24 protein-coding genes are annotated in these 27,000 nt (G+C 72.1%); 16 read left to right on the top strand and 8 right to left on the bottom strand.

Going from position 1 to position 27,000, the window contains the following annotated elements:
• The first annotated feature begins 11 nt into the window (after positions 1-11).
• The 3 genes from ACQP1V_RS40960 (at position 12) to ACQP1V_RS40950 (ending at position 2,617) form a co-directional block, all read left to right on the top strand.
• Positions 12-473, top strand: coding sequence for a MarR family winged helix-turn-helix transcriptional regulator (locus tag ACQP1V_RS40960; RefSeq protein WP_067139902.1), 462 nt, complete (start codon positions 12-14; stop codon positions 471-473).
• A 74-nt stretch (positions 474-547) separates the two neighbouring features.
• Positions 548-1,858 (top strand): MFS transporter, encoded by a 1,311-nt coding sequence (locus ACQP1V_RS40955; protein ID WP_433416794.1) that lies wholly within the window; start codon positions 548-550, stop codon positions 1,856-1,858.
• A 93-nt stretch (positions 1,859-1,951) separates the two neighbouring features.
• Positions 1,952-2,617 carry a 2'-5' RNA ligase family protein gene (locus ACQP1V_RS40950; protein WP_433416790.1) on the top strand — a complete coding sequence of 222 codons (666 nt, stop codon included), beginning with the start codon at positions 1,952-1,954 and terminating at the stop codon, positions 2,615-2,617.
• A 94-nt stretch (positions 2,618-2,711) separates the two neighbouring features.
• Here ACQP1V_RS40950 and ACQP1V_RS40945 read toward each other — a convergent pair whose 3' ends face one another.
• Positions 2,712-3,680: an aldo/keto reductase gene (locus tag ACQP1V_RS40945; protein ID WP_433416787.1), complete on the bottom strand. Its 969-nt coding sequence runs from the start codon at positions 3,678-3,680 to the stop codon at positions 2,712-2,714.
• Positions 3,681-3,870: 190 nt separating this feature from the next.
• On the opposite strand from ACQP1V_RS40945, the gene ACQP1V_RS40940 reads away from it, so the two are divergent.
• A complete protein-coding gene (locus tag ACQP1V_RS40940; RefSeq protein ID WP_433416785.1) occupies positions 3,871-5,028 on the top strand; it encodes a hypothetical protein in 1,158 nt (385 codons plus the stop codon).
• Between the two features lie 6 nt (positions 5,029-5,034).
• Here the strand turns inward: ACQP1V_RS40940 and ACQP1V_RS40935 are convergent, their stop codons facing one another.
• On the bottom strand, positions 5,035-5,430 hold the full coding sequence (locus ACQP1V_RS40935) for a hypothetical protein (RefSeq protein ID WP_433416782.1): 396 nt from the start codon (positions 5,428-5,430) through the stop codon (positions 5,035-5,037).
• A 74-nt stretch (positions 5,431-5,504) separates the two neighbouring features.
• On the opposite strand from ACQP1V_RS40935, the gene lhgO reads away from it, so the two are divergent.
• From lhgO to ACQP1V_RS40920, 3 genes are all read left to right on the top strand, one after another.
• Positions 5,505-6,686, top strand: a complete 1,182-nt coding sequence (gene lhgO / locus ACQP1V_RS40930) for an L-2-hydroxyglutarate oxidase (RefSeq protein ID WP_433416779.1) — start codon at positions 5,505-5,507, stop codon at positions 6,684-6,686.
• Positions 6,687-6,755: 69 nt separating this feature from the next.
• The gene (locus ACQP1V_RS40925) at positions 6,756-7,469 is read left to right on the top strand and encodes a response regulator transcription factor (RefSeq protein ID WP_433416776.1); all 714 of its coding nucleotides are present in this window, start codon (positions 6,756-6,758) and stop codon (positions 7,467-7,469) included.
• A 2-nt stretch (positions 7,470-7,471) separates the two neighbouring features.
• Positions 7,472-8,977, top strand: coding sequence for a sensor histidine kinase (locus ACQP1V_RS40920; RefSeq protein ID WP_433416773.1), 1,506 nt, complete (start codon positions 7,472-7,474; stop codon positions 8,975-8,977).
• Between the two features lie 130 nt (positions 8,978-9,107).
• Here the strand turns inward: ACQP1V_RS40920 and ACQP1V_RS40915 are convergent, their stop codons facing one another.
• Both ACQP1V_RS40915 and ACQP1V_RS40910 read right to left on the bottom strand, forming a co-directional pair.
• The gene (locus ACQP1V_RS40915; protein ID WP_433416770.1) at positions 9,108-9,293 is read right to left on the bottom strand and encodes a hypothetical protein; all 186 of its coding nucleotides are present in this window, start codon (positions 9,291-9,293) and stop codon (positions 9,108-9,110) included.
• A gap of 215 nt (positions 9,294-9,508) precedes the next feature.
• Complete coding sequence (locus ACQP1V_RS40910) at positions 9,509-11,566, bottom strand: efflux RND transporter periplasmic adaptor subunit (protein ID WP_433416767.1); 2,058 nt, start codon at positions 11,564-11,566, stop codon at positions 9,509-9,511.
• A gap of 327 nt (positions 11,567-11,893) precedes the next feature.
• Between ACQP1V_RS40910 and ACQP1V_RS40905 the strand changes: the two genes are divergently transcribed.
• From ACQP1V_RS40905 to ACQP1V_RS40865, 9 genes are all read left to right on the top strand, one after another.
• Positions 11,894-13,102: an efflux RND transporter periplasmic adaptor subunit gene (locus tag ACQP1V_RS40905; RefSeq protein ID WP_433416765.1), complete on the top strand. Its 1,209-nt coding sequence runs from the start codon at positions 11,894-11,896 to the stop codon at positions 13,100-13,102.
• Positions 13,103-13,179: 77 nt separating this feature from the next.
• Positions 13,180-13,962, top strand: a complete 783-nt coding sequence (locus ACQP1V_RS40900) for an ABC transporter ATP-binding protein (RefSeq protein WP_387409333.1) — start codon at positions 13,180-13,182, stop codon at positions 13,960-13,962.
• Positions 13,959-15,218, top strand: a complete 1,260-nt coding sequence (locus ACQP1V_RS40895; RefSeq protein ID WP_433416762.1) for an ABC transporter permease — start codon at positions 13,959-13,961, stop codon at positions 15,216-15,218. The genes ACQP1V_RS40900 and ACQP1V_RS40895 overlap by 4 nt, the downstream gene beginning before the upstream one ends.
• A gap of 42 nt (positions 15,219-15,260) precedes the next feature.
• Positions 15,261-15,932: a hypothetical protein gene (locus ACQP1V_RS40890; protein ID WP_433416759.1), complete on the top strand. Its 672-nt coding sequence runs from the start codon at positions 15,261-15,263 to the stop codon at positions 15,930-15,932.
• A gap of 75 nt (positions 15,933-16,007) precedes the next feature.
• Complete coding sequence (locus tag ACQP1V_RS40885; RefSeq protein WP_387409019.1) at positions 16,008-16,697, top strand: response regulator transcription factor; 690 nt, start codon at positions 16,008-16,010, stop codon at positions 16,695-16,697.
• The gene (locus ACQP1V_RS40880) at positions 16,681-18,174 is read left to right on the top strand and encodes an ATP-binding protein (protein WP_433416756.1); all 1,494 of its coding nucleotides are present in this window, start codon (positions 16,681-16,683) and stop codon (positions 18,172-18,174) included. The genes ACQP1V_RS40885 and ACQP1V_RS40880 overlap by 17 nt, the downstream gene beginning before the upstream one ends.
• A 236-nt stretch (positions 18,175-18,410) precedes the next feature.
• Positions 18,411-18,998 (top strand): hypothetical protein, encoded by a 588-nt coding sequence (locus ACQP1V_RS40875; RefSeq protein WP_433416753.1) that lies wholly within the window; start codon positions 18,411-18,413, stop codon positions 18,996-18,998.
• A gap of 136 nt (positions 18,999-19,134) precedes the next feature.
• Positions 19,135-20,907: an ABC transporter gene (locus ACQP1V_RS40870; RefSeq protein ID WP_433416750.1), complete on the top strand. Its 1,773-nt coding sequence runs from the start codon at positions 19,135-19,137 to the stop codon at positions 20,905-20,907.
• Positions 20,904-22,715, top strand: coding sequence for a GTPase (locus ACQP1V_RS40865; protein ID WP_433416747.1), 1,812 nt, complete (start codon positions 20,904-20,906; stop codon positions 22,713-22,715). Before ACQP1V_RS40870 ends, ACQP1V_RS40865 begins: the two co-directional genes overlap by 4 nt.
• Positions 22,716-22,750: 35 nt before the next feature.
• Here the strand turns inward: ACQP1V_RS40865 and ACQP1V_RS40860 are convergent, their stop codons facing one another.
• The 4 genes from ACQP1V_RS40860 to fahA all read right to left on the bottom strand — a co-directional run bounded on the left by ACQP1V_RS40860 (position 22,751) and on the right by fahA (position 26,988).
• A complete protein-coding gene (locus ACQP1V_RS40860; RefSeq protein WP_067139949.1) occupies positions 22,751-23,839 on the bottom strand; it encodes an SPFH domain-containing protein in 1,089 nt (362 codons plus the stop codon).
• 14 nt (positions 23,840-23,853) lie between these two features.
• A complete protein-coding gene (locus tag ACQP1V_RS40855; protein ID WP_433416744.1) occupies positions 23,854-24,285 on the bottom strand; it encodes an NfeD family protein in 432 nt (143 codons plus the stop codon).
• A 52-nt stretch (positions 24,286-24,337) separates the two neighbouring features.
• On the bottom strand, positions 24,338-25,636 hold the full coding sequence (locus tag ACQP1V_RS40850; RefSeq protein WP_433416741.1) for an Ig-like domain-containing protein: 1,299 nt from the start codon (positions 25,634-25,636) through the stop codon (positions 24,338-24,340).
• Between the two features lie 188 nt (positions 25,637-25,824).
• Positions 25,825-26,988, bottom strand: a complete 1,164-nt coding sequence (fahA, locus tag ACQP1V_RS40845) for a fumarylacetoacetase (protein WP_433416738.1) — start codon at positions 26,986-26,988, stop codon at positions 25,825-25,827.
• Between the last annotated feature and the right edge of the window lie 12 nt (positions 26,989-27,000).

The following is a 27,000-nucleotide window of genomic DNA, read 5'->3' as shown; positions in this document are numbered from 1 at the left end:
GGTAATGAGTCATGCTAACGAACCAACCCAAGACAGAGTCGATCGCGAATCTACGAACCGACGCCGGCCTGGCGTCCGCCCTGCGCGTCTCGCTGGCGCGGCTGAATCGGCGGCTGCGCAAGCAGGCCGCCCAGCATTCCTTGACCCCCACCCAGCTCGCGACGCTGGCCGCCGTCGAACGGCACGCCGCGATGACGCCCGGCGAGCTGGCGGAGCACGAGAAGGTGCAACCGCCCTCGATGACTCGCGTCATCGCAAAACTGGAGGAGCGCGGCCTGCTTGCGCGCAGCCCGCATCCCACGGACCGGCGACAGGTCACCGTGAGCGTGACGGCGGCCGGAGCGACGCTCCTCAAGGAGGAGCGGCGGACCAAGGAGGCATGGCTGGCCCGGCAGCTGAAGGGGCTGACGGCCGAGGAGAAGGCGACGCTGAGAGCGGCAGCGCCGATCCTGGAGAAACTCTCCAAGACCTGACGGCGGCCGGCGAGTCGAGCCGGAGCACCGCCGTCGGCGAAGCGGACGCGGGCCGGACGCCGCACAGCGGCGGGATGTTCCGGTCCCTGCGCAACTACAACTACCGGCTGTTCGCGGCCGGGGGCATCGTCTCCAACGTCGGCACCTGGATGCAGCGGACCGCCCAGGACTTGCTGGTGCTGCAGCTGAGCGGGAACAGCGGCGTGGCGCTCGGCGTGACGGTGGCGCTGCAGTTCCTGCCGGTGCTCCTGTTCGGGCTGTGGGGCGGGATGCTCGCCGACCGCTACCCGAAGCGCCCGGTGCTCATCGTGGCCCAGTCGCTCATGGGCGCGCTCGCCCTCACCATGGGGATCCTCACCCTCACCGGATCCGCCCAGGTCTGGCACGTCTACGTGATGGCGTTCGTCCTCGGTGTCATCGCGTGCGTCGAGGTGCCCACGCGGCAGTCGTTCGTCGTCGAGATGGTCGGCCGCGAGGATCTGTCGAACGCGATCGCGCTGAACAGCTCGACGTTCAACCTCGCCCGGGTTTTCGGCCCGGCGCTGGCCGGCGTGCTCATCTCCTGGATGGGCACCGGACCGATCTTCCTGCTGAACGCCGTGTCGTTCGCGGCGGTGATCGCCGGGCTCGCGCTGATGCGCAAGTCGGAGCTGCGCACCCCCGAGCCCGTGCCCCGGGCCAAGGGCCAGCTCCGCGAGGGGCTGCGGTACGTCGCGCGGAGTCCCGATCTGCTGCTGCCGATCCTGCTCGTGGGGTCGATGGCGATATTCACCCAGAGCTTCTCGACCAGCATCGCCCTCATGGCCACCGAGGTGTTCGGCGCGGGCGCGTCCTCGTTCGGTGTCGCGTCCAGCGCGTTCGCCATCGGCGCGCTCGGAGGGGCGCTGCTCGCCGCCAAGCGGGTCAGGCCGAGCCGGCGCTTCTTGATCATCGGTGCGATCTGCTTCGGCGTGTTCCAGGCCATCGCGGGCCTCGCGCCGGGCTACCCGGCGTTCCTGGCGTTCCTGATCCCCGCCGGGATGGCCGTGGTGACCGTGAACACCACCGCCAACGCCACCGTCCAGATGGGCGCGTCGCCCGAGATGCGCGGACGCGTCATGGGGATCTACGTCCTGGTCTTCACCGGCGGCGCCCCCATCGGCTCGCCGCTGGTCGGCTGGCTGGCCGAGGCGGCCGGTCCGCGGGTGTCGGTGGTCGCGGCGGGCGTCCTCAGCCTGGTCGGCGTCGGCCTCGCCGTACTGGTGACCAGGATCGTGGCCGCCCGGATGCGGCCGGAGAAGGCCCTGGACGGTGCGCCGGGCGAGACGCCCGCGAAGGAGACGGCCGCCGCGGAGCGGACGCCCGCGGGCGCGCCCACCCGCTGGCGGCTGCGCCGGGCCACGTGACCTGAGCCGGGAGCCACCGGGGGCCGTCGGCGGGCGCTTCGCCCGCCGGGCCCTCCGGGGCCCTCACGCGCGAGGGTGCGCGAGAATCGATGGGTGAGCAGGTTGTTCGTGGCGCTGTCACCGCCTGCCGGAGTGCTGGCCGAGATCGCCGCCGAGGTGGGCCCGAGGCGGGGGGAATGGCCGGGCCTGCGCTGGGTGGACGACACCCTGTGGCACGTCACGCTCGCGTTCCTCGGTGAGGTGCCCGACGCCGTACTGCCCGAGCTGGACGTACGGCTGGCCCGCGCGGCCGCGCGCCATCAGCCCATGAGGGTGTGGTTCGGCTCGGCCGGCGCGTTCCCCTCGCTCAGCAGGGCGCGGACCTTCTGGGTGGGGCTCAACACCGTCCCTTCGGATCACGAAGAGACGGAGGTTTCCCCGAGCGCCGAGAGGCATGACAGCTCGCCGGGCGCGGAAGCACGGGAAGGCCCGCGCGGGCGCTCGGGGGCGTTCGCCGAGCCGATGGTGCGGCTGGCGGCGTCGCTCGCCGCCGGGGCCCGGCGTGCCGGGGCGGCGGAGGTGGACCGGAAGCCGTTCCACCCCCACCTGACCCTGGCGCGATCACGGCACGGCGACGACCTGCGGCCGCTCGTGTCCGCGATGAGCGCGTTCCGGGGGCGCGAATGGGACGCGGACGTTGTCCATCTGGTGCGCAGCCATCTGGGATCCCATGTTCGCTATGAGCAGGTCGCGGTCTACCCACTCGGCGGACGCGATTAGGCTCCAATGCGTGGATCGTCCTCGTCGCTGGCTGCTGCCCACGGTGCTTGCGCTACTCGTGCTCATCGTGGTGATCGGAGCGTTGCTCCGCTAGCTACCAGGCGTACTCCTCCGGAGACGTCTTGAAGCCGGGGAAGATCTCGTCGATGCGGGTGAGCGCCTTCTCGTCGAGCTTGATCTCCAGGGCCTTGACCGTCCCGTCGAGCTGCTCCAGGGTGCGCGGCCCGATGATCGGGGCGGTGACGGCCTTCTGGTGGAGCAGCCAGGCCAGGCCGACGTTCGCCGGGTCCTCGCCGAGCTCGTCGCAGAACGCCTCGTAACGCTCGATCTTGTCGCGGTGCTTCTCCAGCTCCCGGACGATCGTCTCGGAGGCGGAGCGCCCCTTGTCGATCTTGCGGAGGATGCCTCCGAGCAGGCCGCCCGCGAGCGGGCTCCACGGGATCAGGCCGAGCCCGTAGTCCTCACACGCCGGGATGACCTCCAGCTCGGCGGCCCGGACGATCAGGTTGTAGTGGGACTGCTCGGAGACCAGGCCCAGCGAGTTCCGGCGGCGGGCCGACTCCTGTGCCTTGGCGATGTGCCACCCGGCGAAGTTGGACGAGCCGACGTACAGGATCTTGCCCTGCTGCTTCAGGATGTCCATGGCCTCCCAGAACTCCTCGAACGGGGTGTTCCGGTCGACGTGGTGGGCCTGGTAGAGATCGATGTAGTCGGTCTGCATGCGCTTCAGCGACGCGTCGCAGGCGCGGCGGATGTTGAGCGCCGACAGACGGCCGTCGTTGGGCCAGTCGCCCATGTCGCCGTAGAGCTTGGTGGCGATGACGGTGCGCTCGCGGCGGCCGCCGCCCTTGGCGAACCAGCGTCCGATGATGTTCTCGGTGATGCCCTCGCCCTTCTTCCACCCGTACACGTTGGCGGTGTCGAAGAAGTTGATCCCCAACTCGTGGGCGCGGTCCATGATGGCGAAGGAGTCGTCCTCCGAGGTCACGGGGCCGAAGTTCATCGTGCCGAGACAGAGCCTGCTGACTTGGAGACCTGTGCGGCCAAGCTGTCCGTAATCCATGCCCTCCACCCTAAGAACCTGGAGTGGACTCCAGTCGAGTACGTCCGGCTCGACTCGCTCGGCTCGCGGCGGAACCATGAGGATGTCCAACGAATGATCGACATAGCCTCTCGGCGTCCGCGCCGACGGCGCCGGCGCGGGTTCGGTCGGGAATGATTGGCGCATGCGGAGCGGGACGGGCAGATCGCCGATGCGGAGGACAAAGCGCGCGGACGGCACGGCCGGCAGGTGGCTGATCCGGCCGGTGGCGCCGGTGCTCGCCCTCCTCCCGGTGCTCGCGCTGTCCGTCGGAGCGCTGCCCGCCGCCGCGCGTTCCGCCTCCCCTACGGCAGCGGCTCCTCCGGCTGCGGCGGGGGCGGCGGCCGGCCGTCCGGCGGCGGGGGACGAGGGGCGGCTGCTGTTCACCTTCAAGGACCCGCGCATCGAAGAGTCCAGCGGGCTCGCCGTCTCGCCCACCCATGACGGCATCGTCTACACCCACAACGACAGCGGCGACAGCGCGCGGTTCTTCGCCGTCGGGATGGACGGGAAGACCCGGGCCACGTTCCGGCTGGCCGGCGTGACGGCGCGGGACTGGGAGGCCATGGCCGCCTCCGTGGACCCGGCGACCGGCAAGGGAATCCTCTGGTTCGCCGACATCGGTGACAACTTCGACGGCGCCTGGCCGGACGTCTCCGTCTACAAGGTGGCCGAGCCCACGACCATGCGGTCGGCGACGCTCCAGGCCACCCGTTACCGCTTCCGCTACGAGGGCGGCGCCAGGAACGCCGAAGGGATGATGATCCATCCCAAGACGGGCCGGCTGTACATCGTGAGCAAGGAGTTCTCCGGCTCCGTCTTCATCGCGCCCAAGGTGCTGCGTACCGACCGGGTGAACCTGCTCAAGCGGGTCGGACCGGCGCCGATCATGGCGACCGACGCCGCGTACGCGCCGGACGGGTCGAGCTTCGTCATCCGTACGTATTTCTCCGCCTCGCTCTATCGCGCGCCGGGCGATCTCATCGCCCGGCTTACAATGCCGCCGCTCAAGCAGGCCGAGTCCATCGCGTACACGCGGGACGGCACGGCGCTGCTGACCGGCTCGGAGGGGGTGAAGAGTCCGGTCTACCGCGTGCCGCTCCCGGCGGGCGCGGTCGCGTCGTCCGCGTCGGCGACGCCCGCCGAGGCGGTGGACGCCCCCGCCGGTACGGCCGGGGCCGGTGACAAGGGATCGGTCACCGCGTCGGGAGGCGGGCCGGATAAGGACGAGGGTGGCGGGATCCCGTTCTCGATGGTTGCGCTCTGGGTGGGGACGGCCGTCGGGGCGATCGGCATCATCGCCGTGATCGCCTACCGCACCGCCCGCTGATCGGGCTCACATCTTGGCGACGAACGGCTCGCCGCGCAGCGCGTGCTCGACCAGCTCGACCGACCGGGCCAGCCGTACCAGGCGGGCGCCCTCGCGGCGGTAGGCGTCGAGCACGGCCTCGACGGCGTGCGGCGGCAGGTGGCCCTTCAGCTCGACGGCGGCGCCGCGATAGCCGGTCCTGGCCGCCTCGATCTCCGCCTGGACGTGGTGGCGGGCCATCCGGGCGAGCGCCAGCGGGTGCCGCCTGAGCACGCCGTACGCGCGGTAGTCGGGCGGGACGGCGTCGAGCAGCCACGCCGCCGCCGACTCCTCCCAGTCGGGCGTGTCCGGCGGGCGCACCTCCGACGGCCATCCGGTGGGCAGATACACGCCGACCAGCATAACGAACATGAGTTCGATCACGAGGGCTGTCCCTCGGGGTGTCGCCTGCGCTAACTTGCGATGATGCGCGTTCTGGGGACGAAAGCCGGACGATCATGAAGGTCGGGGTGATCGGCGCAGGCATCCTCGGGCTGGCGGTCGCGCGTGAGCTCGCCTCCTCCGGCGCCGAGGTGACCGTGCTCGACAAGGAGAGCCGGGTCGCGGCACACCAGACCGGGCACAACAGCGGGGTCGTCCACGCCGGCATCTACTACGCCCCGGGATCGCTCAAGGCACGGCTGTGCCGGGACGGCGTCGCCATGCTGCGCGAATACTGCGCCGAGCACCGCCTGCCGTACGACGAGGTGGGCAAGCTGGTCGTCGCCTCGACCCGGACCGAGCTGCCCGGGCTGCGCCGGATCGCCGAGCGGGCGCGGGAGAACGGCGTTCCGGGCATCGTCGAGCTGGACGCGCTCGGGCTGCGCGAGGTGGAGCCGTTCGCGGTGGGCGCGGGGGCGGTGCACTCGCCCACCACCGCGATCACCGACTTCGCCGCCGTCGCCCGCCGTCTCGCCGAGGATGTGGTCGCCATGGGAGGCGCCGTACGGCTGTCGCATCCGGTCAGGGCGCTGTCCGAGATCGCGAGCGGCGTGGTGGTGGTCGCGGGGCGCTCCCGGTTGAGGTTCGACGCGGTGGTGTCGTGCGCGGGGCTGGGCACGGACCGGGTCGCCGCGCTCGCCGGGGCTCCGGGAGACGTGCGGATCGTGCCGTTCCGGGGCGAGTACCGGCGGCTGCGGGGCGCGGCGCGCGGCCTGGTGCGCGGGCTGATCTATCCGGTGCCCGATCCCCGCTATCCGTTCCTCGGCGTCCACCTGACCAGGCGGATCGACGGCGAGGTCCTGGTCGGCCCCAACGCGGTCATGGCCCTCGCGTTCGAGGGCTACCGGTGGCGGGATCTGTCGCCGGGTGATCTGCGCGAGATCCTCGGCTGGCCGGGCACCTGGCGGCTGGCCGGGCGGAACTGGCGCACCGGTCTGCGCGAGGTGTACGGCTCGGTGGCCCCGGACGCGTTCCTGACCGCCGCGCGGCGGTACGTCCCCATGTTGGGGCCCGCGGATTTGGAACCCGCGGAGGGAGGCGTACGGGCCCAGGCGGCCGGCCGGGACGGGCGGCTGCTCGACGACTTCGCGATCGACGTCCACGGCAGGATCGTGCTGGTCAGGAACGCGCCGTCGCCCGCCGCCACGGCGAGCCTCGCCATCGCCCGGCATGTCGTCTTAACGGCGCCTTTAGGATGATGCACCTAAAGTGCTTGATGCCCTGAACGTCATCTTCACGTTGCCTTAAGGAAATTCGGTCAACATGTCATGGTGAGCGAATTCCCAGAAGCCCGGTTGCTGATCGTTGAAGACGAGCCCAACATCCTGGAACTGCTGGCGGCCAGCCTGCGGTTCGCGGGATTCGAGGTCACTACCGCCTCCAACGGAGGCGAGGCGGTCACGGCAGCCCAGCGCCACCGGCCCGACCTGATCGTCCTCGACGTGATGTTGCCCGACATGGACGGGTTCGACATCGTCCGCCGCCTGCGAGGCGGCGGGACGCACACGCCTGTCGTCTTCCTGACCGCTCGGGACGCGACCGAGGACAAGATCCGCGGGCTCACGCTCGGCGGCGACGACTACGTGACCAAGCCGTTTAGCCTCGAAGAGGTCATCGCCCGCATCCGGGCCGTGCTGCGCCGTACGGCGGGCGACCCGATGGCGCCTCCGCCCCGGCTCAGCTTCGCGGACATCGAGCTGGACGAGGAGTCCCACGAGGTGTGGCGCGGCGGCAGCGCGATCCCGCTGTCCCCGACGGAGTTCAAGCTGCTGCGCTACTTCATGGCGAACGCGGGCCGGGTGCTGTCCAAGGCGCAGATCCTCGACCACGTGTGGGACTACGACTTCCGCGGTGACGCCGGCATCGTCGAGTCGTACGTGTCGGTGCTCCGCCGCAAGGTGGACAACACTCACCCCAGGCTCATCCACACCCTCAGGGGTGTCGGATACGTGATGCGAACCCCGCCGTCCGGCACCGTGTGACCGTGGGGGGGTGGTCGGACCGTACGCCGCTGCGGATCAAGCTGATCGCCGCGATGTTGGCGCTGGTCGCCGCGGCCCTCGCCGTCATCGGTGTCGGCAGTGTCTCGATCCTCAGCGGCTACCTCGTGGACCGGGTGGACGCGCAGCTCGACATGGTCGTGCACGACGTCGCCAGGCAGATGAAGCGCAAGCCGGTGGAGCTCGTGCGGCTGCGCACGCCCCCGGACGGCTGGATCGCCGTCTACGACCACGAGGGCGTCCTGATCGCCACCCAGGCCGGGATGTCCGTCGAGGACATGCCCGGGCCGCGTTCGCCCGTCCGGGACATGGACGTGCCGCAGACCGTCCCCGCCCGGTCGGGGAACGGCACATGGCGGGTGCGCGTCGTGAAGGAGCCCGAATCCGGCAGTGCGCTCGTCGCGATCGACCTGGCGTCCGTCCAGCAGATCACCACCCGGCTCGCGCTCATCGTGCTGCTCGGCAGCCTTCTCGTCATGGCCGTGCTCGCCGTGGTCGGCATAGTGACCGTACGGCGCAGCCTGCGTCCGCTGACCGAGATCGAACGGACGGCCGAGGCCATCGCGGGCGGCGACCTCAGCAGCCGCGTCCCCGACCGTCATCCGCGTACCGAGGTGGGACGGCTGTCCCGTTCACTGAACGGGATGCTGTCCCAGATCGAGGCGGCCTTCCAGGCCAAGGCGTCGTCGGAGGCCGCCGCGCGCGAGTCGGAGGAGCGGATGCGCCGATTCGTCGCGGACGCCTCGCACGAGTTGCGCACGCCGCTCACCTCCATCCGCGGGTTCGCCGAGTTCCACCGGAGGGTGCCGGGCAACGACGCCGGCCGCCTGATGCGGCGGATCGAGGACGAGGCCGCCCGGATGGGCCTGCTCGTGGACGACCTGCTGCTGCTCGCCCGCCTGGACCAGCAGCGTCCGCTCCAGGAGCACCCGGTGGACCTGCTCGCCATCGCCGCCGACGCCGTCTACGACGCGCGGATCCTGGCGCCGGACCGGGACATCTCCCTCCTGGTCGAGTCCGACATCGCCCTGATCGTCGAAGGTGACGAGGTACGGCTGCGCCAGGTCGTCGGCAACCTGATGACCAACGCCATGACCCACACGCCCCCGGGCACGCCGGTGACCGTACGCGCCGGGGCGGCCGGCGAGCGGGCCGTCGTCGAGGTCGCGGACAAGGGCCCCGGCATGACGGCAGAGCAGGCGGAACGTGTCTTCGAGCGCTTCTACCGGGCCGACCTGTCCCGGGCGCGCAAGGACGACGCGGCCATGCGGGCGGCCGGGGGGAGCGGCCTCGGGCTGTCCATCGTCTCGGCGATCGTCCGCGCGCACGGCGGCGGCGTGACCGTGGAGACGGCGCCCGGCGCGGGTGCGGCCTTCCGCGTCGTGCTCCCGCTCACCCCCGAGGTCCTCACCCCCGAGGACGCCCGGGAGGAGGAACCGGACCCGGCCGAGGAGACCTCGCCCGCTTCTCAGGCGACCCGCACCGAGTAGTCCCCTCCGCGCGGAGTTGCTCGCGTCCGGCGACTCGCTCAGGAGAGTCCCAGTCAGGATCGATCTCGCGGATCTTGGCCTTGGTGTCGGACCATCTCACGAACTCGCTCATCGCTGACCTTCTCTGCTCTTACGTTCGCCTCGCGCGTCGCGTGATTCTCGGTGTCGGTGTGAAATCACCCGACGGCGCAGGGAAGCCGTGCTCCGCGAGCTGGCAATGGCGCATCGTGCGGGCCGCCCGTTCGACGTCGGCCTGAGTCGCGCGCTCCCTCAGCAGCGCGAGCGCTCGCCGATCCGCGACGCGGTTGTCGCTCATGCTCGCACCATACTTTTCCGGCCCCGTGGGCCGCCGATGGAATCACCTGTTGACTCGCCTGGGGGGAAGGGCCCCTCGGCGGCGGTCATGAGATCGATCGTGGTCGCGGTTCGCAGGTGCGGCCGACTCGGTCGGGCAGAGGTGCTTGGCCGTCGTGCCGGGTGGACGACGGCCAAGCGGGGAGATCACCAGGAGGCTTGGTCAAGGCCTGGCGGTCAGGGGGAGGGGGGCGATGTGGGGGACAGGCCGGGGAAGCTTCCGTCGGGGAAGGTGCCCGCTCCCGCCGTGCCGTCCGGTACGACCACCTCGTCGCCCTCGCCGAGACCCTCGACGATCTGGACGTACTGGTCTCCTTCGACACCGGTACGCACCTGGCGGCGGACGTCCTCGCCGCCGACCCGTACGGTCACCGTCGCCGTCCCGCCCGATCCCGTCTCCACCGCACGTGCGGGGACGTAGACCGCGTTCTCGGCCGCGCCGGTCGTCACCGAAACGTACGCCGTCTGGCCGGCGAGCAGGTTCTTCGGCCCGCTGGACAGAGCGACGCGTACGCCGTACCGGACGAGCTGGTTGGCCGTCGTCGCGGTGATGTCGATGTGGGTGATGGTCCCGGCGAACTCCTGCCCGGGGTGGGTGTCCATGGTCACCGTGGCTCGCTGGCCGACCTTGAGCTTGCCGACGTCGGACTCGGTGAACAGCGCGTTCACCTGGAGCTCGTCGAGGTTGCCGAGGGTGATGAACGCGGCGCCCGCGTTCGCCGTGTCTCCGGCCTTGCCGCCGACGCTCATGACCGTTCCCCTGGACGGCGCCTTGATGGTCACTCCGGCCAGCGCCTCCTTGGCGCCCGACAGCTCGCGCTTGGCGGTGGCGACGTCGGCCTCGGCCTGCTCCACTGACACAGTCGCGCCGCCGGAGGGACCGTCTCCGTTGCGGCCCTCGCCGACGCTGCCACCCGCGCCACCCACGCCACCCGAGGACGCGCCTCCGGAGCCGCCCTTGGCCGAGCCCCCGCCGTTGGGTGTGTCGCCGCCGGAGCCGTTCGAGGCGGTGGCGCGACCGGCGGTGGGCTTCCCGGTGCCGGTGGGCGACGTCCCGGTGCCGGTCCCGCAGCCCGCGGCCGAGCCCGCCGTCGCGGACGGCTTCGCGGACGCGTTCCCGTCGCCGCTCGCCGCCGCGGAGCCGCCGCCCAGGATGCCGCCCGACGTGTCGCCGGCCGGGTTCCCACCGCCGGTGAGCATCTTGACGATGGTCTCGATGATGCCCTGGGTGATCGTCACCGTTTCCCTGACGGTCACCCGCTCGGTGACGACGACCGTCTGGGTGACGGTGACCGTGGGGACGGGCTCGGGCGCCTGGGTCGGCTCAGGCTGAGGCGCCTGGGACGGTTCGGGGGTGGGTTCGGCTCCCGAGGCCGTCGGCTCCGGGTGCGTCCCCCGTGCGGGCCGCCGTGCTTCGGATCGCCCGGGCGTGCCGGTCTTGGCGGATTCGGCCTCGGACGTCGCTGCCCCGGCCGATCCGTCCCCGCTTCGGGACGCGGACGACCCGCCTCCCCCGGCGGAGCGCCGTACGGCGTCGCGTACGGGCTCGGACGTGGAGGTGATCGTGGTCGTGGCGATCGGCGACGGCTTCGACGTTGTCGTGGAGATGGGCGTCGGACGCGAGGTGGTCGTCGAGATCGGCACCGGCGCCGTCGTCACCACTGGAACGGGGGTCACCACGATCGGGTCGGCCGCCGAGGCCGAGGGGGCGGCCGCGGAGGGCCGGGGCGAGGCCGACGCGCTCTTCCCGGGCGGGCATGAGGCCGCGGCCGAGGGCGTGGGGCCGGTGGAGGGAGTGGTGGACCGCTGGGGCAACGTCCGGTTCGGCGTGGAGGTGGTGGAGTCCGTGGAGGAGCTCTCCGCCTTCTCCGCGTTGTCGAGCGCCTCGTACGCGGCCGACAGCGCGGCGCGGGCCGCGAGGTAGCTCTCCTTGGCCTCGGTCGCGTCCACCCGGGCGAGGGCCTGTCCCGTCCGTACCTTCTGGCCGGGCTTCACGTACACCTTCCGCACCACGCCGGATGCGCCGAAGGACAGGTCACGGCTGTGCGCGTCCACGGTGTTGCCGCTCGCGGAGACGACGGAGGTGACGTCGCCGCGTCTGGCGGCCACCAACTCGATCCTCGCGGTGGGGGCGGCATCGTCGCCGCCGCCGAGGAGGTAGACGCCGCCGCAGGCGAGTACGGCGCAGGCGAGAGCCAGACCTCCTGTGCGAAGGACCTTGGGCCGAACAGTCATGCGCAAAATGGTGGTGGAGCCAGGTCATACCAGGCTCAGCCACGCCTGAGAGTTTTCTGTGCACGGCCTCGTCGCCGGACGTTTCCTGAGCTCGAAATCCGCCCAAATCGCCACGGGAGAGCGGAGCGGGCGGGAGTGAGGACTGCGGCGACGGCCCGGCGGAGCGGCTTCGTAAGGAGCGGAGCTTCCGGGCGGCGCAGCGGAATCTCCCATTTTGTCCTGTAGAGCCCGTGTCGCCGGACGTCAGGCGCGTACGAGCGGAGTTGTCAGCAAAGCTTCAGGCACGTCCGAAGTTGGCCCAAGCCCGGACCGGCAGGGTGAAGGCCCGTGAAGCTGTCGACCAGGCGCAGGGCGCTCATCGTGAATGGCACCCTCGGGGTGCTGGTGGCGGGTGGCGCGGTCGCCGCCTACCTCTCCCTCGCGGGCCCCGCCGGCCCGGCGAGCGCGTCCGGCGCCTCGACCGTGACCGTGGGGCGGGGAACGGTCCTCGACTCGGTCTCGGCCTCCGGCTCCCTGGAGAGCGCCCGGAGCGCGTCCCTCAACTTCCGCACCAGCGGGACCATCTCCTCGATCGGCGTCAAAGAGGGCCAGAAGGTCAAAAAGGGGCAGGTGCTGGCGCGGCTGGACGGCTCCTCGCAGCGCGACGATCTCGCCGCCGCGTCCGCGAGCCTCAGCGTGGCCAAGGAGCAGAACGAGAGCCAGGCGACAGCCTCCAGCTATTCGCAGTACGTGAAGGCGCTCAACTCCTACAAGAGCGCCAAGCGGGCCCTGGCGGAGACCGTCCTCACGGCGCCCTTCAGCGCCACGGTCACCACGATCAACGGTGTGGTCGGGGACAGCGCCGGATCCTCGTCCGGAGGCGGCGGTGGGGCCTCCTCCGGCGGCGGGGCGTCATCGGGCGGCGGCGGGAGCGGCGCGTCGGGTGGGAACTCGTCGGGCTCCGGACTGATCGAGCTGATCGACACCGCGAAGATGCAGATCGTCGGAAACTTCACCGAGTCCGACGTCACCAAGCTGAAGGTCGGCCAGGCGGCCACGATCTCCTTCGACGCCCTGGCGGGGGTGACCACCCAGGGCAAGGTCGGCATCATCAACCCGGTCGCCGCCACGAGCAACAACGTCGTGCAGTATCCGGTGACCGTCACCCTCACCGAGATCCCCGACGGCGTACGGCTGGGCCAGACGGCCACGATCCAGGTGGTGGTCGGCAAGGCGGAGAACGTCCTGACCGTGCCGACCTCGGTGATCACCACCGCCGGAGGCCGTACGAGCGTCACCGTGCTGCGGGACGGGCGGCAGGCCGCCCAGCCCGTGGAGGTGGGCGTCGCGGGCGACGGCGTCACGGAGATCAAGTCCGGCGTCGAGGAGGGCGACCAGGTGGTCCGTCCGGCCGTCACGCCGGGCGGGACCGGCGGATCCACCGGAGGCGGGGTCCGCCTGCAGGGAGGCTTCCCCGGCGGCGGCGGAATGCCCGGCGGCGGTGGGATGCCCGGCGGCATGACCGGGCGCGGCGGCGGATCGGGTGCCGGCAGATGAGCAGCCCGATGAACGGCCCGATGGACGGAGACCGGTACGGATCCGCCGGATCCGCGAACCGGTGGGCGGGCGAGCCGATGAGCGAACCCGCCGAGGGGACGGCGACCACGGCCGACCCGGTCCTTCTCATCCGCGACGTCACGAAGGTCTACGGCGAGGGGGAGGCGACCGTACGCGCTCTGCGCGGCGTCTCGCTGACCGTCGAGCGCGGTGACTACGTGGCGATCATGGGTGCGTCCGGCTCCGGCAAGTCCACGCTGATGAACATCATCGGTTGTCTGGACGTGCCGACCACCGGGACGTACCTGCTCGGCGGCGCCGACGTGGGCGCGCTCGACGAGGTCAGGCTGGCTCGCGTACGCAACCGGCGGATCGGGTTCATCTTCCAGTCGTTCAACCTGATCCCCCGGATGAGCGCGCTGGCGAACGTCGAGCTCCCGCTCGCCTACGGCGGCGTGCGGGCGGCCGAGCGGCGCAGACGGGCGCTCGCCGCGCTGGGCCTGGTCGGGCTTTCCGACCGGGTGGGACACCAGCCGAACGAGCTGTCCGGCGGCCAGCAGCAGCGCGTCGCGGTCGCCCGCGCGCTCGTCACCTCACCGACGCTGCTGCTGGCCGACGAGCCGACCGGCGCCCTGGACAGCACGTCCACGAAAGACATCCTGGCGATCTTCGATCGGCTGAACCTGGGCGGCAGGACGATCGTCGTGATCACCCATGAGGACGACGTGGCCGCGCACGCCAAGCGGGTCGTCCGGCTGATGGACGGCCGGATCGTCGACGACCGCAGGCAGGCGCCGGTGGACGGGCCGCCGCCGCTGATCGACGACCGATCCTCGACGGGAGCGATGAGCGAGCGATGAACGTCCTGGAGATCAGCCGGTTCGCCGTACGCGGCCTGACCGCGAACAAGATGCGCAGCGTCCTGACGATGCTCGGCATCCTCATCGGGGTCGCGGCGGTGATCCTGCTCGTCGCGGTCGGCCAGGGCTCGTCGGACTCGATCAAGCAGCGCATCCAGAGCCTGGGCGCGAACACGCTCACCGTCTCCGCGTCGTTCTCGGGCGGGTTCGGCGGCCCGGCGGGAGGTCGCGGCGGTGGCGGTGGCGGCGGCGCGGCCGGCCCGCGCACGCAGGCGCGCGGCCTCACCCTTGAGGACGCCCGCGCCATCGCCGCCTCGGGTGACGCGCCCTCCGTCAAGAGCGTCTCGCCGGTCGTGACCTCCTCGTCCGCCACGACGACGTACGAAGGGGCGAGTCACAGCATTTCCCAGGTCGTCGGTACATATCCGAGCTATTTCGAGGCGACCAACAAGCCGGTGACCTCGGGGGCGTACTTCACGAACCAGGACGTCACGGCGGTCCGCAAGGTCGTGGTCATCGGGAAGACGGTCGCCGACGAACTGTTCGGCCAGGTCGATCCGGTGGGCAAGAAGGTCAACATCCAGGGCGCCGCGTTCACGGTCGTCGGGGTGCTCAAGGAGTCCGGTTCGACCGGCGGCCAGGACGCCGACGACATCGCCGTCGCCCCGCTGCCCGCCGTACAGCAGAGCCTGACCGGGTACGGCTCGCTGGGCAGCATCGTCGTGCAGGCCACGAGCGCCGAGGCGACGGACGTGGCCGAGGCGGAGATCACCGCGATCCTCGACCAGCGGCACGACGTCACGGGGAACGCGACCGCGGACTACCGGATTCTCAACCAGGCCAGCCTGCAGGAGACGGTGACCGAGGCGACCGGGACGTTCACCGTGCTGCTCGCGGCGGTGGCGGCGATCAGCCTGCTCGTCGGCGGCATCGGCATCACGAACATCATGCTCGTGACCGTCACGGAACGGACCCGCGAGATCGGCATCCGCAAGGCGATCGGCGCTCCCCGGGGCGCGATCCTCGGCCAGTTCCTCATCGAGGCGACCCTGCTCAGCCTGGTCGGCGGCCTGCTCGGGGTCGGTGTGGCCGTCGCGGGCAGTCAGTTCACGATCGCCGGGGTGCAGCCGGTCATCGTGCCGCAGTCGATCGTGCTGGCTCTTGGCGTCTCGGTCGCCATCGGCCTGTTCTTCGGCAGCTATCCCGCCAACCGCGCCGCGAAGCTGCGCCCGATCGAGGCACTGCGCTTCGAGTGACCCCGTGCGGTGACCGAGACGAGCACCAGACCAGGAGATGAAATGAGCAGAGCGAAGGCCGGGGCGCACGAGCCCGAGGCCGAGATGCCGGCGGCGGAGCTGCTGGACACCTCGCCGTTCGGCGACGAGCCCGAGACGGAGCCGCAGGCGCGGCCGGCCAGGCGGGGGATGTCGAAGGTCACCCTCGCGCTCGGCGCCGGCGTGGTGCTCATGGCGGGCGTGCTCATCGGCATCCAGGCCCAGAAGGCGTGGGGGACGGCGTCCCCGTCCGGCGCCGCGTCCATGGCGGGGAACGGCGCCGCGCGCGGACTCGCCGGGGGCTTCGGCGGCGGCACGGGCCGTGGCTTCGGCGGCGGCATGCCCGGCGGCTTCCCCGGGGGCGGCCAGGGCTCCCAGCGGGGTCAGGGCCCGCAGGGGCAAGGCGGCCAGGACCCGCGGGGGCAGGGTGGCCAGGACCAGCCCGGCAGGGCCGGATCGTCCGGCGGCATGACCGTCGGCACGGTCAAGCTCGTGGACGGCGCCAAGGTCTACGTCCAGACCGCGGGCGGCACCATCGTCACGGTCAAGACCGACGACGACACGAAGGTGCAGGTCACCAAGGCCGGAAAGCTCGCCGATCTCAAGGTCGGCGGCCAGGTCGTCGTCACCGGCCCCACCAACGAGGAAGGCGCGGTGGACGCCACCTCGGTCGTCCAGAGCGCCAGGAACCGCTAGCGAGAGCCGGCCCTTACGCACCCCGCCGGCCCCAGCGGCAGGGACGCGGACCGACCCCCGAAAGGAGAACATCAGATGAAACCGGAGGCACGTCTGCTCGTCGTGGACGACGAGCCCAACATCAGGGAACTGCTCTCTGTGAGCTTGAGATACGCCGGCTTCGAGGTGGTGACCGCATCCGACGGCCAGGAGGCCGTCCAGATCGCCGAGCGGGTACGGCCCGACCTGATGGTGCTGGACGTCATGCTGCCCGACATGGACGGCTTCGCGGTCAGCGCCCGGCTCAGGGACGCCGGACGGCGGATCCCGGTGGTGTTCCTGACCGCGCGGGACGCCACGGGCGACAAGGTCGCCGGGCTGTCCCTGGGCGACGACTACGTGACCAAGCCCTTCAGCCTGGAGGAGGTCCTCGCCCGGATCCGGGCGGTGCTGCGCCGTACGCGCGGGGAGGGCCCCCATTCCAGCCGGTTGAAGGTCGCCGACCTGGAGATGGATGAGGAGGCGCACCAGGTCTGGCGCGGCGGCCGGCAGGTACGGCTCTCGCCCACCGAGTTCAAGCTGCTGCACTATTTCATGATCAATCAGGGCCGGGTGCTGTCGAAGGCCCAGATCCTCGACCACGTGTGGCACTACGACTTCGGCGGCGACCGCAACGTGGTGGAGTCCTACGTCTCCTATCTGCGGCGGAAGATCGACACGGTGGATCCCAAGCTCATCCACACGCTTCGCGGCGTGGGCTATGTCCTCCGTGCGCCCCGTCGCTGAGATCAAGCGGCGGCTCGCCCGCACTCCTCTCTGGCTCCGCCTGGTCGGAGCCACGCTGCTGCTGGTGACGCTCGCGATCGCGCTCACCGGCGGCTTCGCCGTGCAGTTGCTGCGCGGCTATCTGATCGACCGGGTGGACCGGCAGCTCACGGCCTTCACCCGGCCCAAGGCCGTCCCGCAGGGAGATCAGGACCGGGCGGTGCCGACCCCCGGCGGGACGCGGCCCCAGCGGCAGCCGGGCTTCTACTACATCGTTCTGCTGGACGCGCAGGGCCACGCCGTACGGACCGTGCAGGAGCCCCCGAACGTCGATCCGCCCGTCCTGCCCCGCCTCACGACCGGTGCCGCCGAGCGGATGCGCCGCACGCTGTTCACCGCCGTCTCGCGCTCCGGAGGGCAGTGGCGCGTGGTCGCCATCGGCGAGCCGGGCGGCGTCACCCGAGTCGTCGCGGTCAGCCTCGCCGAGATCGAGGGGACCGTCTCCCAACTCGTCGTCATCGTGGCCGGGGTCGGCCTCGGGGTGATCGTCGCGCTCGGCCTGGCCTGCTACTGGCTCGTACGGCGCAGCCTGCGCCCCCTCGGTGAGATCGAGCGCACCGCGCAGGCGATCGCGGGTGGCGACCTGTCCCGGCGGCTCCCGCTGCGGCACCGCCGTACGGAGATCGGACGGCTGGGCCGGGCGATCAACGGCATGCTGTCCCAGATCGAGTCGGCGTTCCGCGACCGCGAGGCGTCGGAGGCGACGGCGCGCCAGTCCGCGTACGACGCGCGGCGGTCCGAGGAGCGGATGCGCCGGTTCGTGGCCGATGCGTCGCACGAACTGCGCACCCCGCTCACGTCGATCCGGGGGTTCGCCGAGCTGTACCGGCAGGAGCGCTCCCAGGACCCGGCCGTGGTGCTGCGCCGGATCGAGGACGAGGCGGCCCGGATGGGTCTCCTGGTGGACGACCTGCTGCTGCTCGCCCGGCTGGACCAGCAGCGCCCGCTGGAACGGCGGGCCGTGGACGTGCTCAGCCTGGCGGCGGGGGCCGCGCTGGACGCGCAGACGCTGGCCCCGGATCGGGAGATCGACTTCGTCCGGCTGGACGGCTCCGACGGCCCGGTGAAGGCGCTGGGCGACGAGCCCCGACTCCGCCAGGTGATCGGCAACCTGGTGGGCAACGCGCTGCGCCACACCCCGCCCGGCACGGCCTTCCGGGTCGGGGTGGGAACGCTGCCCGGAGACGGCTCCGGCGGCGGCGAGACGGTCCTGATCGAGGTGGCCGACGAGGGACCGGGCCTGCGCGAGGAGCACGTGGAGCGCGTCTTCGAGCGGTTCTACCGCGCGGATCCGGCGCGCAGCCGCGCCGACACGGGCGGCACGGGGCTCGGCCTGTCCATCGCGGCCGCCATCGTGCAGGCGCACGGCGGCACCATCACCGCCGAGTCCCCGCCGGGCGGGGGAGCCGTCTTTCAGGTCCGTCTCCCGGCCTGCTGAGACGCGCGCGGATCCCTCCCGCGTCCGGTTCCCACCCGCACCCGGCTACCCCCGCGCCGGATCCCGCCCGCGCCCGGGTCCTCCCACGCCTCCGGTCGGACCGGTTTACAGACGATCCTCAGCGGCGCCCGATGCGGCTCCAAGTTTTCTGCGCTGAAGTGGATCGCCGTACGCGAGCGGCGCGAAACCGGAGACCGCTCGCGTCACTTCTGAGGTGAAAGGCCGGGTGGATCACCGTGCGCTTCTTGTACGCCGCCGTGGCGGTGGCATCCCTGCTGGCCGTCGCGGGCTGCGGGGGAGACAAGACGGACGCGGGCGCCGCCGCCGACGGCGACCAGCGCGCGGCGTACCTGAACTGCCTCCGCGAGAACGGCGTCACCATGCCCAGCGGACGCCCCGGCGGCCGTCCGAGCCGCGCGCCCGGCGACGACGCGGGCCCCGGGGCCGCCGCCGCGGACGGTCAGCCGGACCAGGCGGGCGCGGGCGGCCAAGGCGACGCGTCACGCCCGCGTCCGAGCCGGGGGCCGGGCGGCTTCCGCTCCATGTCCCCGGAAATGCAAAAGGCGATGGAGGCGTGCCGGTCGCTCATGCCCGAGGGCGGGCGCGGCTGGGGCGGACGCGGACCCGGCGGAGACGAGGGACGCGGTCCCGGCGCCGCCGACGTCGCGGCCATGCAACCGTTCCGCACCTGCATGAAGGACAACGGCGCCGAGGTCGCCGAGGGCAAGAACTGGCGCGATCTCGACCAGAACGACCCGAAGGTCGCCGCCGCGCTCAAGAAGTGCCGCACCCTGCTGCCCGAACCCTCCCCTCAGCCGTCGTAACGGCGATCGTCCCGCGCGTGCGGCGGCCCCGCGGGTCGCCGCAAAGCCGCAATACATCGTCTTTTATCCGGCTTTGTGCCAGAAACTTCCCGTATTTCGGCATTTAGCAGGGGCTGGTGCGGGAAGGTCCGTGGGTATGCCGGGCAGTACGGGGCTGCTTGAAGCCCTTGGAGGGCTGCGAGGCCAACTCGACCACGACCTGTTCCCCCTGGAGATCGGGGACGTCGCGGCAGACCGGCGTGCCCTCAAAGAGCTGACCGGGCAGCTCGACGACTACCTGCTGCCCCGGCTGGCCGCCATCGACGCGCCCCTGCTGGCCGTCGTCGGCGGGTCCACCGGAGCGGGCAAGTCCACCCTGGTCAACTCCATCGTCCAGGCAGACGTCACCGAGCCCGGCGTGCTCCGGCCGACCACTCTCGCGCCCACCCTCGTGGCCGGCCCCGAGGACGCGGACTGGTTCATGTCCGGCCGCGTGCTGCCCGGCCTGCCCCGGGTCACCGGGCCGGGGCAGGGCCAGCCGGGCACCCTGAAGGTGTCCGTGGTGGAGACGCTCACGCCGGGGCTGGCGCTGCTCGACGCCCCCGACATCGACTCGGTCGTCACCGCCAACCGCGAGCTGGCCGCGCAGCTCCTCGCCGCCGCCGACCTGTGGCTGTTCGTCACCACCGCCGCCCGCTACGCCGACGAGGTCCCCTGGAGCTTCCTGCGCAGCGCCAGGGAGCGCAGCACCGCCCTCGCGATCGTGCTGCAGCGGGCCCCGCAGGAGGCGATGGCCCCGATCACCGCCGACCTGGAGCGCCTGCTCCGGGAGAACGGGCTGGCCGGCACGCCCCTCTTCGGCGTTCCCGAGCTGGCCCTCCCGTCGGAGCGGGCCAGGTTGCCGGCCGAGGCCGTACGTCCGGTCACCGACTGGCTGGCCGCCCTGTCGGCCGACGCGCGCTCCCGCGCCCGAGTGGTACGCCAGACGCTGTCCGGCGCCCTGGACAGCCTCGTCGCCCGGGTGCCCGTGCTCGCCTCGCACGTGGAACGGCAGCGGGAGGGCGTCGCGACCCTGCGCGACGTCTCCGTGAAGGCGTACGACTCGGCGATGTCGGCCTTCGACGAGGGGATGCGCGACGGCTCGCTGCTCCGGGGCGAGGTGCTCGCCCGCTGGCAGGACTTCATCGGCACCGGCGACCTGATGCGCGCCCTGGAGTCCCGCGTCGGCTGGGTCCGCGACCGCGTCGTCGCCTTCGTCAGAGGACGGCCCGCCCCCGACCGGGAGCTGCGGGTGGCGCTGGAGAGCGGCATCGAGTCGCTGATCCGCTCCTCGGCGGAAGGCGCCGCCGAACGCGTCGTGGAGTCGTGGCTGACCATGCCGGCGGGTCGTGACCTGCTCGAACGCGCGGGCGTCGCCACGGCCGGACGGCTCGGCCGCGCGTCACCCGAGCTGCGCGCCACCTCCGCCGCGGAGGTGCGCGCCTGGCAGGGAGAGGTCCTCGACCTGGTACGCAGCGAGGGGGCGGACAAGCGGATCGCGGCCCGGGCCGCCTCCTACGGGGTGAACGGCCTCGGCCTGCTGCTCATGTTCGGCGCCTTCGCGTCCACCGGCGGCATCACCGGCCTGGAGATCGGCATCGCGGGTGGCACCAGCGTGCTGAGCCAGAAGCTTCTTGAGGCGATCTTCGGCGACCAGGCGGTGCGCATCCTGACCTACGAGGCGCGCCAGGCCCTGCGCCGGCGGGTCCGGGGCGTCCTGGACCGGGAGCTGGCCCGGTTCACCGACCTGCTCGACGGCATCGCCCCGGACGAGGAGATCCCGGGGCGGCTGCGCGCCGCGGCCAGAGCCGTGGAGGAGCGGAAACGGGAGATCCCGGTCGGGGCGGTCCCGGGCGGCGGGGAGAGCGGGCCCTCCGGCGGTACGCGGTGAAGCTGAAGCGGAGAAGGGCCGCGCTCACCCTGGACGACCGCCTCGCGGCGCTCGCGGAGGCGACCGACCTGGCGGAGGGGCGGCTCGGGCACCCGCTGGTCGAGCGGGCCAGGGCCGTGGTGGCCCGGGCGGGCATGCGCAGCGGGCTCTCGGTGGACCACACCGCCGTCGCCCTCGCCGGAGCGACCGGCAGCGGCAAGTCGTCGCTGTTCAACGCGCTGGCGGGCACGCCGCTCGCCGACGTGGGGGTGACCCGGCCGATGACCGCGCACGCCCAGGCCGCGCTCTGGGAAGGGGGCGGCGCGGGGCCCCTCCTGGACTGGTTCGAGGTCCCCCGGCGGCACTCGGTGGACGGCGGCGATCTCTCCGGGCTCATCCTGCTCGACCTGCCGGACCACGACTCGATCGAGCTGGCCCACCGGCTTGAGGTCGATCGCCTGGTCGCCGTCGTGGACCTGCTCGTGTGGGTGCTCGACCCGCAGAAGTACGCGGACGCCGCCGTGCACGAGCGCTATCTCCGGCCGCTGGCCCAGCACCGGGACGTCATGCTGGTCGTGCTCAACCAGATCGACCGGCTGCCGCGTCCCGCCGTCCGCCGCTGTCTGGCCGACCTTCGCGAGCTTCTGGCGGCCGACGGCCTGTCCGGTGCGCGGGTCGTGGCCGTGTCGGCGCTCACGGGCGAGGGCCTGCCGGAGCTGCGCGAGGCGTTGTCCGGCCTGGTGTCCCGCCGTACGGCGTGGGCGGAGCGGCTCGCCGCCGACGCCGCCGCGGCGGCCACCGTGCTGGCCGGGCTCGACGACGCCGCTCCCGAAACGGCCCCCGGCGCGGCGACGCTGCTCCGGAGGCTCGGTATGGTGCCGCCGCAGCGGCCGGCGGTCGAGCGTTCCGCGCGCTGGCAGGCCGGCGGGCGGCCGAGGCGGTGGGAGCGGCCGCCGCGCCGGCCGGGCGAGGCGCTCCCGGGGCGGGAAGCGGGGGAGATGCCCACGGTGCCGCCCGCCGGGCCCCCGGAAGGGAGGCGGCGGCCGGTCCGGTTGTCGCCCGGCGCCCTGGAAGAGACGCTGGTCGAGGCCCTGCAAGAGGCGGCGGCGGTGCCGCTGGTCGTCCAGTCCGTGGCCAAGGCGCACCGGCACCGGTCCGTGGCGGCGACGGGGTGGCCGGTGACCCGCTGGCTGCGGAGGCTGCGCCCCGACCCGCTCCGCCGGCTCCACATCGGAGGCGCCCCAGGTACGCCGGGACGGACGTCCGTGCCCGCGGCGACCGCCGTCCAGCGGTCGCAGGTGGACACCGCGATCCGGGAGGTGGGCGCGCGGGCCGCCCGGGAGACGCCCGAGCCGTGGGCGGCCGCCGTCCGGCACGCGGCCCGCTCACACCTCGGCGAGCTGGGGGACGAGATCGACATGGCCGTGGCCCGGACGTCCCTCGGCGCGTCGCGCCGGCCGCGCTGGTGGCAGGCCGTGGGAGCGCTGCAGTGGCTGGTCTTCGCCGTGCTGGTGACCGGGGCCGCCTGGCTCCTCGCGCTGTTCGCCGTCGCCTCGCTCATGCTGCCCCCGCCGCCCACGCCCAAGGTGGGCGAGGTGCCCTGGCCGACGGTGCTGCTGGTCGGAAGCGCGGTCGTGGGGGTGGCCGTCGCCCTGGTGAGCCGGCTGGCCGCCTGGTTGGGCGGCCGGCGCAGGGCACGCCGGGTCGCCCGCGCCCTGCGCGCGAGCATCGACGCGGTCGCCCGCCGCCTGGTGCTCGCCCCGGTGAGCGAGGAGCTGGACCGCTACCGCCGCTTCCTCGCGCTCATCACGATCGTGCGATCACGCTGAGCGGCCCGGGCGGCCCGGGCGGCCCGATGGCACGCTCAGGTGTCCGTGGCGCGCTCCGCCTGCCTGCGGGCGGCGTCCAGCGGGTCGGGCAGCGGGTCCTTCGCGGTCTCGAGCTGCCGCGGGTGGCCGCCGGTCACCTCGCTGTCCTCGGCCGCCGCCTTCGCCTCCGCGGCGGCGCGCTCGGCCTCCCTGACGGCCTCGGTCCCCGCGGAGCGTTCCCGCTCGTCGGGCTCGCGGGTCGCCGCCGAGCGGGGCAGCGCCTCGGTGAACGCCCGGGAGACCCCCTGCAGCGCCGAGGTGACCTCGCTCGGGATCACCCAGAACGTGTTGCCCTGGCCGTTGGCGAGCTGCGGGAGGACCTGGAGGTACTGGTAGGCGAGCATCTTCGGGTCGGGGTCGTTGCGGTGCACCGCCTGGAACACCTCGTCGATCGCCTGCGCCTGGCCCTCGGCCTTGAGGATCTGGGACGTACGCTCACCCTCGGCCCGCAGGATCGAGCTCTGCTTCTCACCCTCGGCGGTGAGGATCTGCGACTGCCGGAGACCTTCGGCGGTGAGGATCGCGGCACGCTTGTCCCGTTCGGCGCGCATCTGCTTCTCCATCGCCTCCTTGATGGTCTTCGGCGGGTCGATCGCCTTGATCTCGACGCGGTTCACCCGGATGCCCCACTTCCCGGTCGCCTCGTCGAGCACGCCGCGGAGCTGGCTGTTGATGGTGTCGCGCGAGGTCAGCGTCTTCTCCAGGTCCATGCCGCCGACGACGTTGCGGAGCGTGGTGACGGTGAGCTGCTCCACGCCCTGGATGAAGTTCGCGATCTCGTACGCCGCCGCCCGCGGGTCGGTGACCTGGAAATAGAGCACGGTGTCGATGTCGACGACCAGGTTGTCCTCGGTGATCACCGGCTGCGGCTGGAACGAGACCACCTGCTCGCGCAGGTCGATCAGCGGCCGCACCCGGTCCACGAAGGGGATGATGAAGTTCAGGCCGGGCCCGAGCGTCCGGTTGTACCGGCCGAGCCGCTCCACGTTGCCCGCGCGGGCCTGCGGGACGATCCGGACGGATCGCAGCACGGTGATGACCACCAGCACGGCGACGACGATTCCCGCGATCAAGGACAACTCCATGCTCACTCCTGCGTTCAATCCCGTGGGTAGACGAGGGCGGTCGCTCCCTCGATTTCGATGACGTCCACCGTGGCGCCCGCCGGGATGACGAGGGTCTCGTCGTAGGAGCGGGCCGACCACTCCTCACCGCCGATGCGTACCCGGCCGTCCCTGCCGGTCACCTCCTGGGTCACGTACGCAGGCCGGCCGACCAGGGCGGGGACGCCGAACTTGCGGGAGGGCGGCTGCCTGAGGTGGCGGCGGGCGATCGGGCGGATCCCGGCGACCCCGGCGATGGAGGCGGCGATGAAGACGATGAGCTGGAGGCCGACGGGAACCCCGATGGCGGCGACGCCCGCCGTGAGCAGGGCCGCGACGGCGATCAGTCCGAGGGCGGCGGTCAGCGTGAATATCTCGGCCACTCCCAGGCCGGCGGCCAGGATCAGCCATATGATCCACGAGTCCATTTTTTCGCCTCCAAAGCGATAAACGGATCCCGTTTCGTAGGGGTTCCTTCTTTTACGTTAACTCTGTCCGAGCGACGCCTGATGTTTCAAGGTTCGGCGGAATCATCGGGCTGATGAACGCGCGCACCGGTCCCGGCTCGCGGAGTGCGCTGCCCTTCAGCCACTCGTACCAGGAGAGTTGCCAGAAGCCCCAGCCGTTGTTCCATTCCAGCAAGCGGTCGGTGTCCGTGACGATGACCGGATCGCCGCGCAGCGCGTTGTCGTAGAACCAGGTGGCCTGGTCGGGGCGGGCGTTCACGCAGCCGTGGCTCACGTTGGCCCGCCCCTGCGCCCACACGTTGTTCTTGGCGTGGACGTATTCGCCGCTGTTGGAAATCCGCACCGCGTGGCCGATCATCACGTCGTAATATTCGGGGTCGCCTTTCTTGCGGCCCGGCGAGATCATGCGGACCGGATCGCCCTTCTCCATCGTCAGGTGGACGCCGCTGGTGGTGGTGTACTCCCTGGTGGTGGCCATGCCGGCGCTGATGGCCATGCGCTGGGCGACCTCGCCGTCCTGGCGCACCACCATCTGGTGGGTGCGCGTGTCGACCGTGCTGACCATGCGCCGCCCCACGGAGAACGCGATCGTGCGGTCCGCCGTGCCGTACGTGCCGGGGGCGGCGCGCACGCCCGCGAGGTGGGCGGTGAAGACGACGCTCTGCCGGGCCGGCCACAGCGTGCTGGTGCGGAACACGACCTGGCTGTCGCTGAACCAGTGCCACGCGCCGTCCACCGGCCCGCTGTACGACGCGGAGTACGCCCGGGTGTCGTGCTGGCCGTACTCCGCCGGGGTCGCGAGCGGGGTGGCGCGGACCTCCAGGGCCCGCTCCACCGCCCGCCTGTCCTCGACCGGCCGGTCGAACGTCAGGATGATCGGCATCCCCACGCCGACGGTCTCGTGGTCGTTCGGGGTGACGGAGAGGACGTCGAACGAGCGCCGCGGGCTCAGGGTGCGGAACCGGCCGCTGATCCGGGCGGTCGCGCCGCCGGAGGCGGCCGCCGTGGCGCTCACGACGTACTCGGTGCCGGGTGCCAGCGCCCAGTCGGACCGCCACACCGTGTGGGAGGCGTTGAAGCTGCCCGGCACGGTGACGTCCCCCGCGTGCGCGCTGAGGGCGGTCAGCGTGCCGTCGTGCGCCGTGACGACCAGCCCCTTGTCCGGCCGGACGGCCGACGCGTCCGGCGCGGGAGACATCGTGATGCGCGGCATCGCGCGCGGACGCTCCGGGGCGGTCAGGGCCGAGCAGGCGGCGAGGAGGAGCAGCGCCGCCGTCGCGAGGAGTGCCGTCGTCCATGCCGCGAACCGCATCCGCCGCCTGCCTCCTCGGTGCCCGATCCAGGTGCCGCGCCGTGGACCTTCCCGGCTCGCCGCGCCCGCCGGGACGGCTCCTCACGGCAGCGCCGGGTCGCCCGGGCGACCCGGTGAACCCTCGCCGTGACGAGGATCCACGGGCACCGACGTCGCGCTGAGTAGCAGTATAGGTACTGATCGTGACTCTAGGTCGCCGGCGTGATCCTCCCGGTGACCGCGCCGAGCGCGATGCCGCCCGGCGCGACCGCGCTGATCGTCACGGTGTCGCCGTCCTCCAGGAAGGAGCGCGTGGTGCCGTCGGCCAGCTTGATCGGCTCGGCGCCGTTCCAGGTCACCTCGATGAGCGAGCCGAACGCGCCCTCGCTGGAGATCGTGCCGCTGGCGAACAGGTCGCCCGTGCGCAGCGACGCGCCGTTGACGGTCATGTGGGCGAGCATCTGGTCGGGCGTCCAGTACATGTTGCGATACGACGGGGTCGAGATCGTCTCGCCGTTCAGCTCGACCCGCAGTGTGAGGTCGAGGCCCCACGGCGCGTCCCTGCGCAGGTAGTCCATGGGGGCCGGGTCCTGCTCGCGCCCGGCGACCCGGGCCGGGCGCAGGGCCTCCAGCGGCGTGATCCACGGCGAGACCGAGGTGGCGAACGACTTGCCGAGGAACGGGCCGAGCGGCACGTACTCCCACGCCTGGATGTCCCGCGCGCTCCAGTCGTTGACCAGGGTGACCCCGAAGACGTGGTCGTCGAACGCCCCGGCCCGCTCGCCGAGCCGGGTCGGCGCGCCCACCACGTAGCCGAGCTCGGCCTCGATGTCCAGGCGCACCGAGGGGCCGAACGACGGCCCCGGCATCCGCTGCCCGCACGGCCGCCTGATCGGGGTGCCCGAGACCACGACCGTGCCCGCGCGCCCGTGGTAGCCGACCGGGAGGTGCCGCCAGTTGGGCTTCAGCGGCTCCTCGTCCGGGCGGAAGATCCGCCCCAGGTTGGACGCGTGCTCAAGCGAGGCGTAGAAGTCCACATAGTCGGCCACCTCGACCGGCAGGTGCATCGTGACCTGGTCGAGCGGGACCAGGTGCGGCTCGACGGCCGCCCGGTTCCCGCCCGCCTCGGCGGCGAGGAGCGCCTGCAGCCGGGCGCGCGTCTCCTGCCATGCCGTACGGCCCCGGGCGAGGAAGGGGTTGAGGCTGGGCGCGGCGAACACCTCGTCGTCCAGCACGGGCGCGAGGTCGAGCACGTGGTCGCCCACGCGCACGCCCACCCGGGGCGCCTCTCCCTGGCGCGAGAAAACGCCATAGGGCAGGTTGTCCAGGCCGAAGAGCGACTCGTCCGCTCCCGGCACCCAGCTTCGCGTCACCGTCGTCCTCTT

The organism is Microtetraspora malaysiensis (assembly GCF_050947145.1).
Lineage (GTDB): Bacteria > Actinomycetota > Actinomycetes > Streptosporangiales > Streptosporangiaceae > Microtetraspora_A > Microtetraspora_A malaysiensis.
The sequence above is the reverse complement of the archived record's forward strand: the minus strand, read 5'-3'. Positions and strand labels throughout refer to the sequence as shown.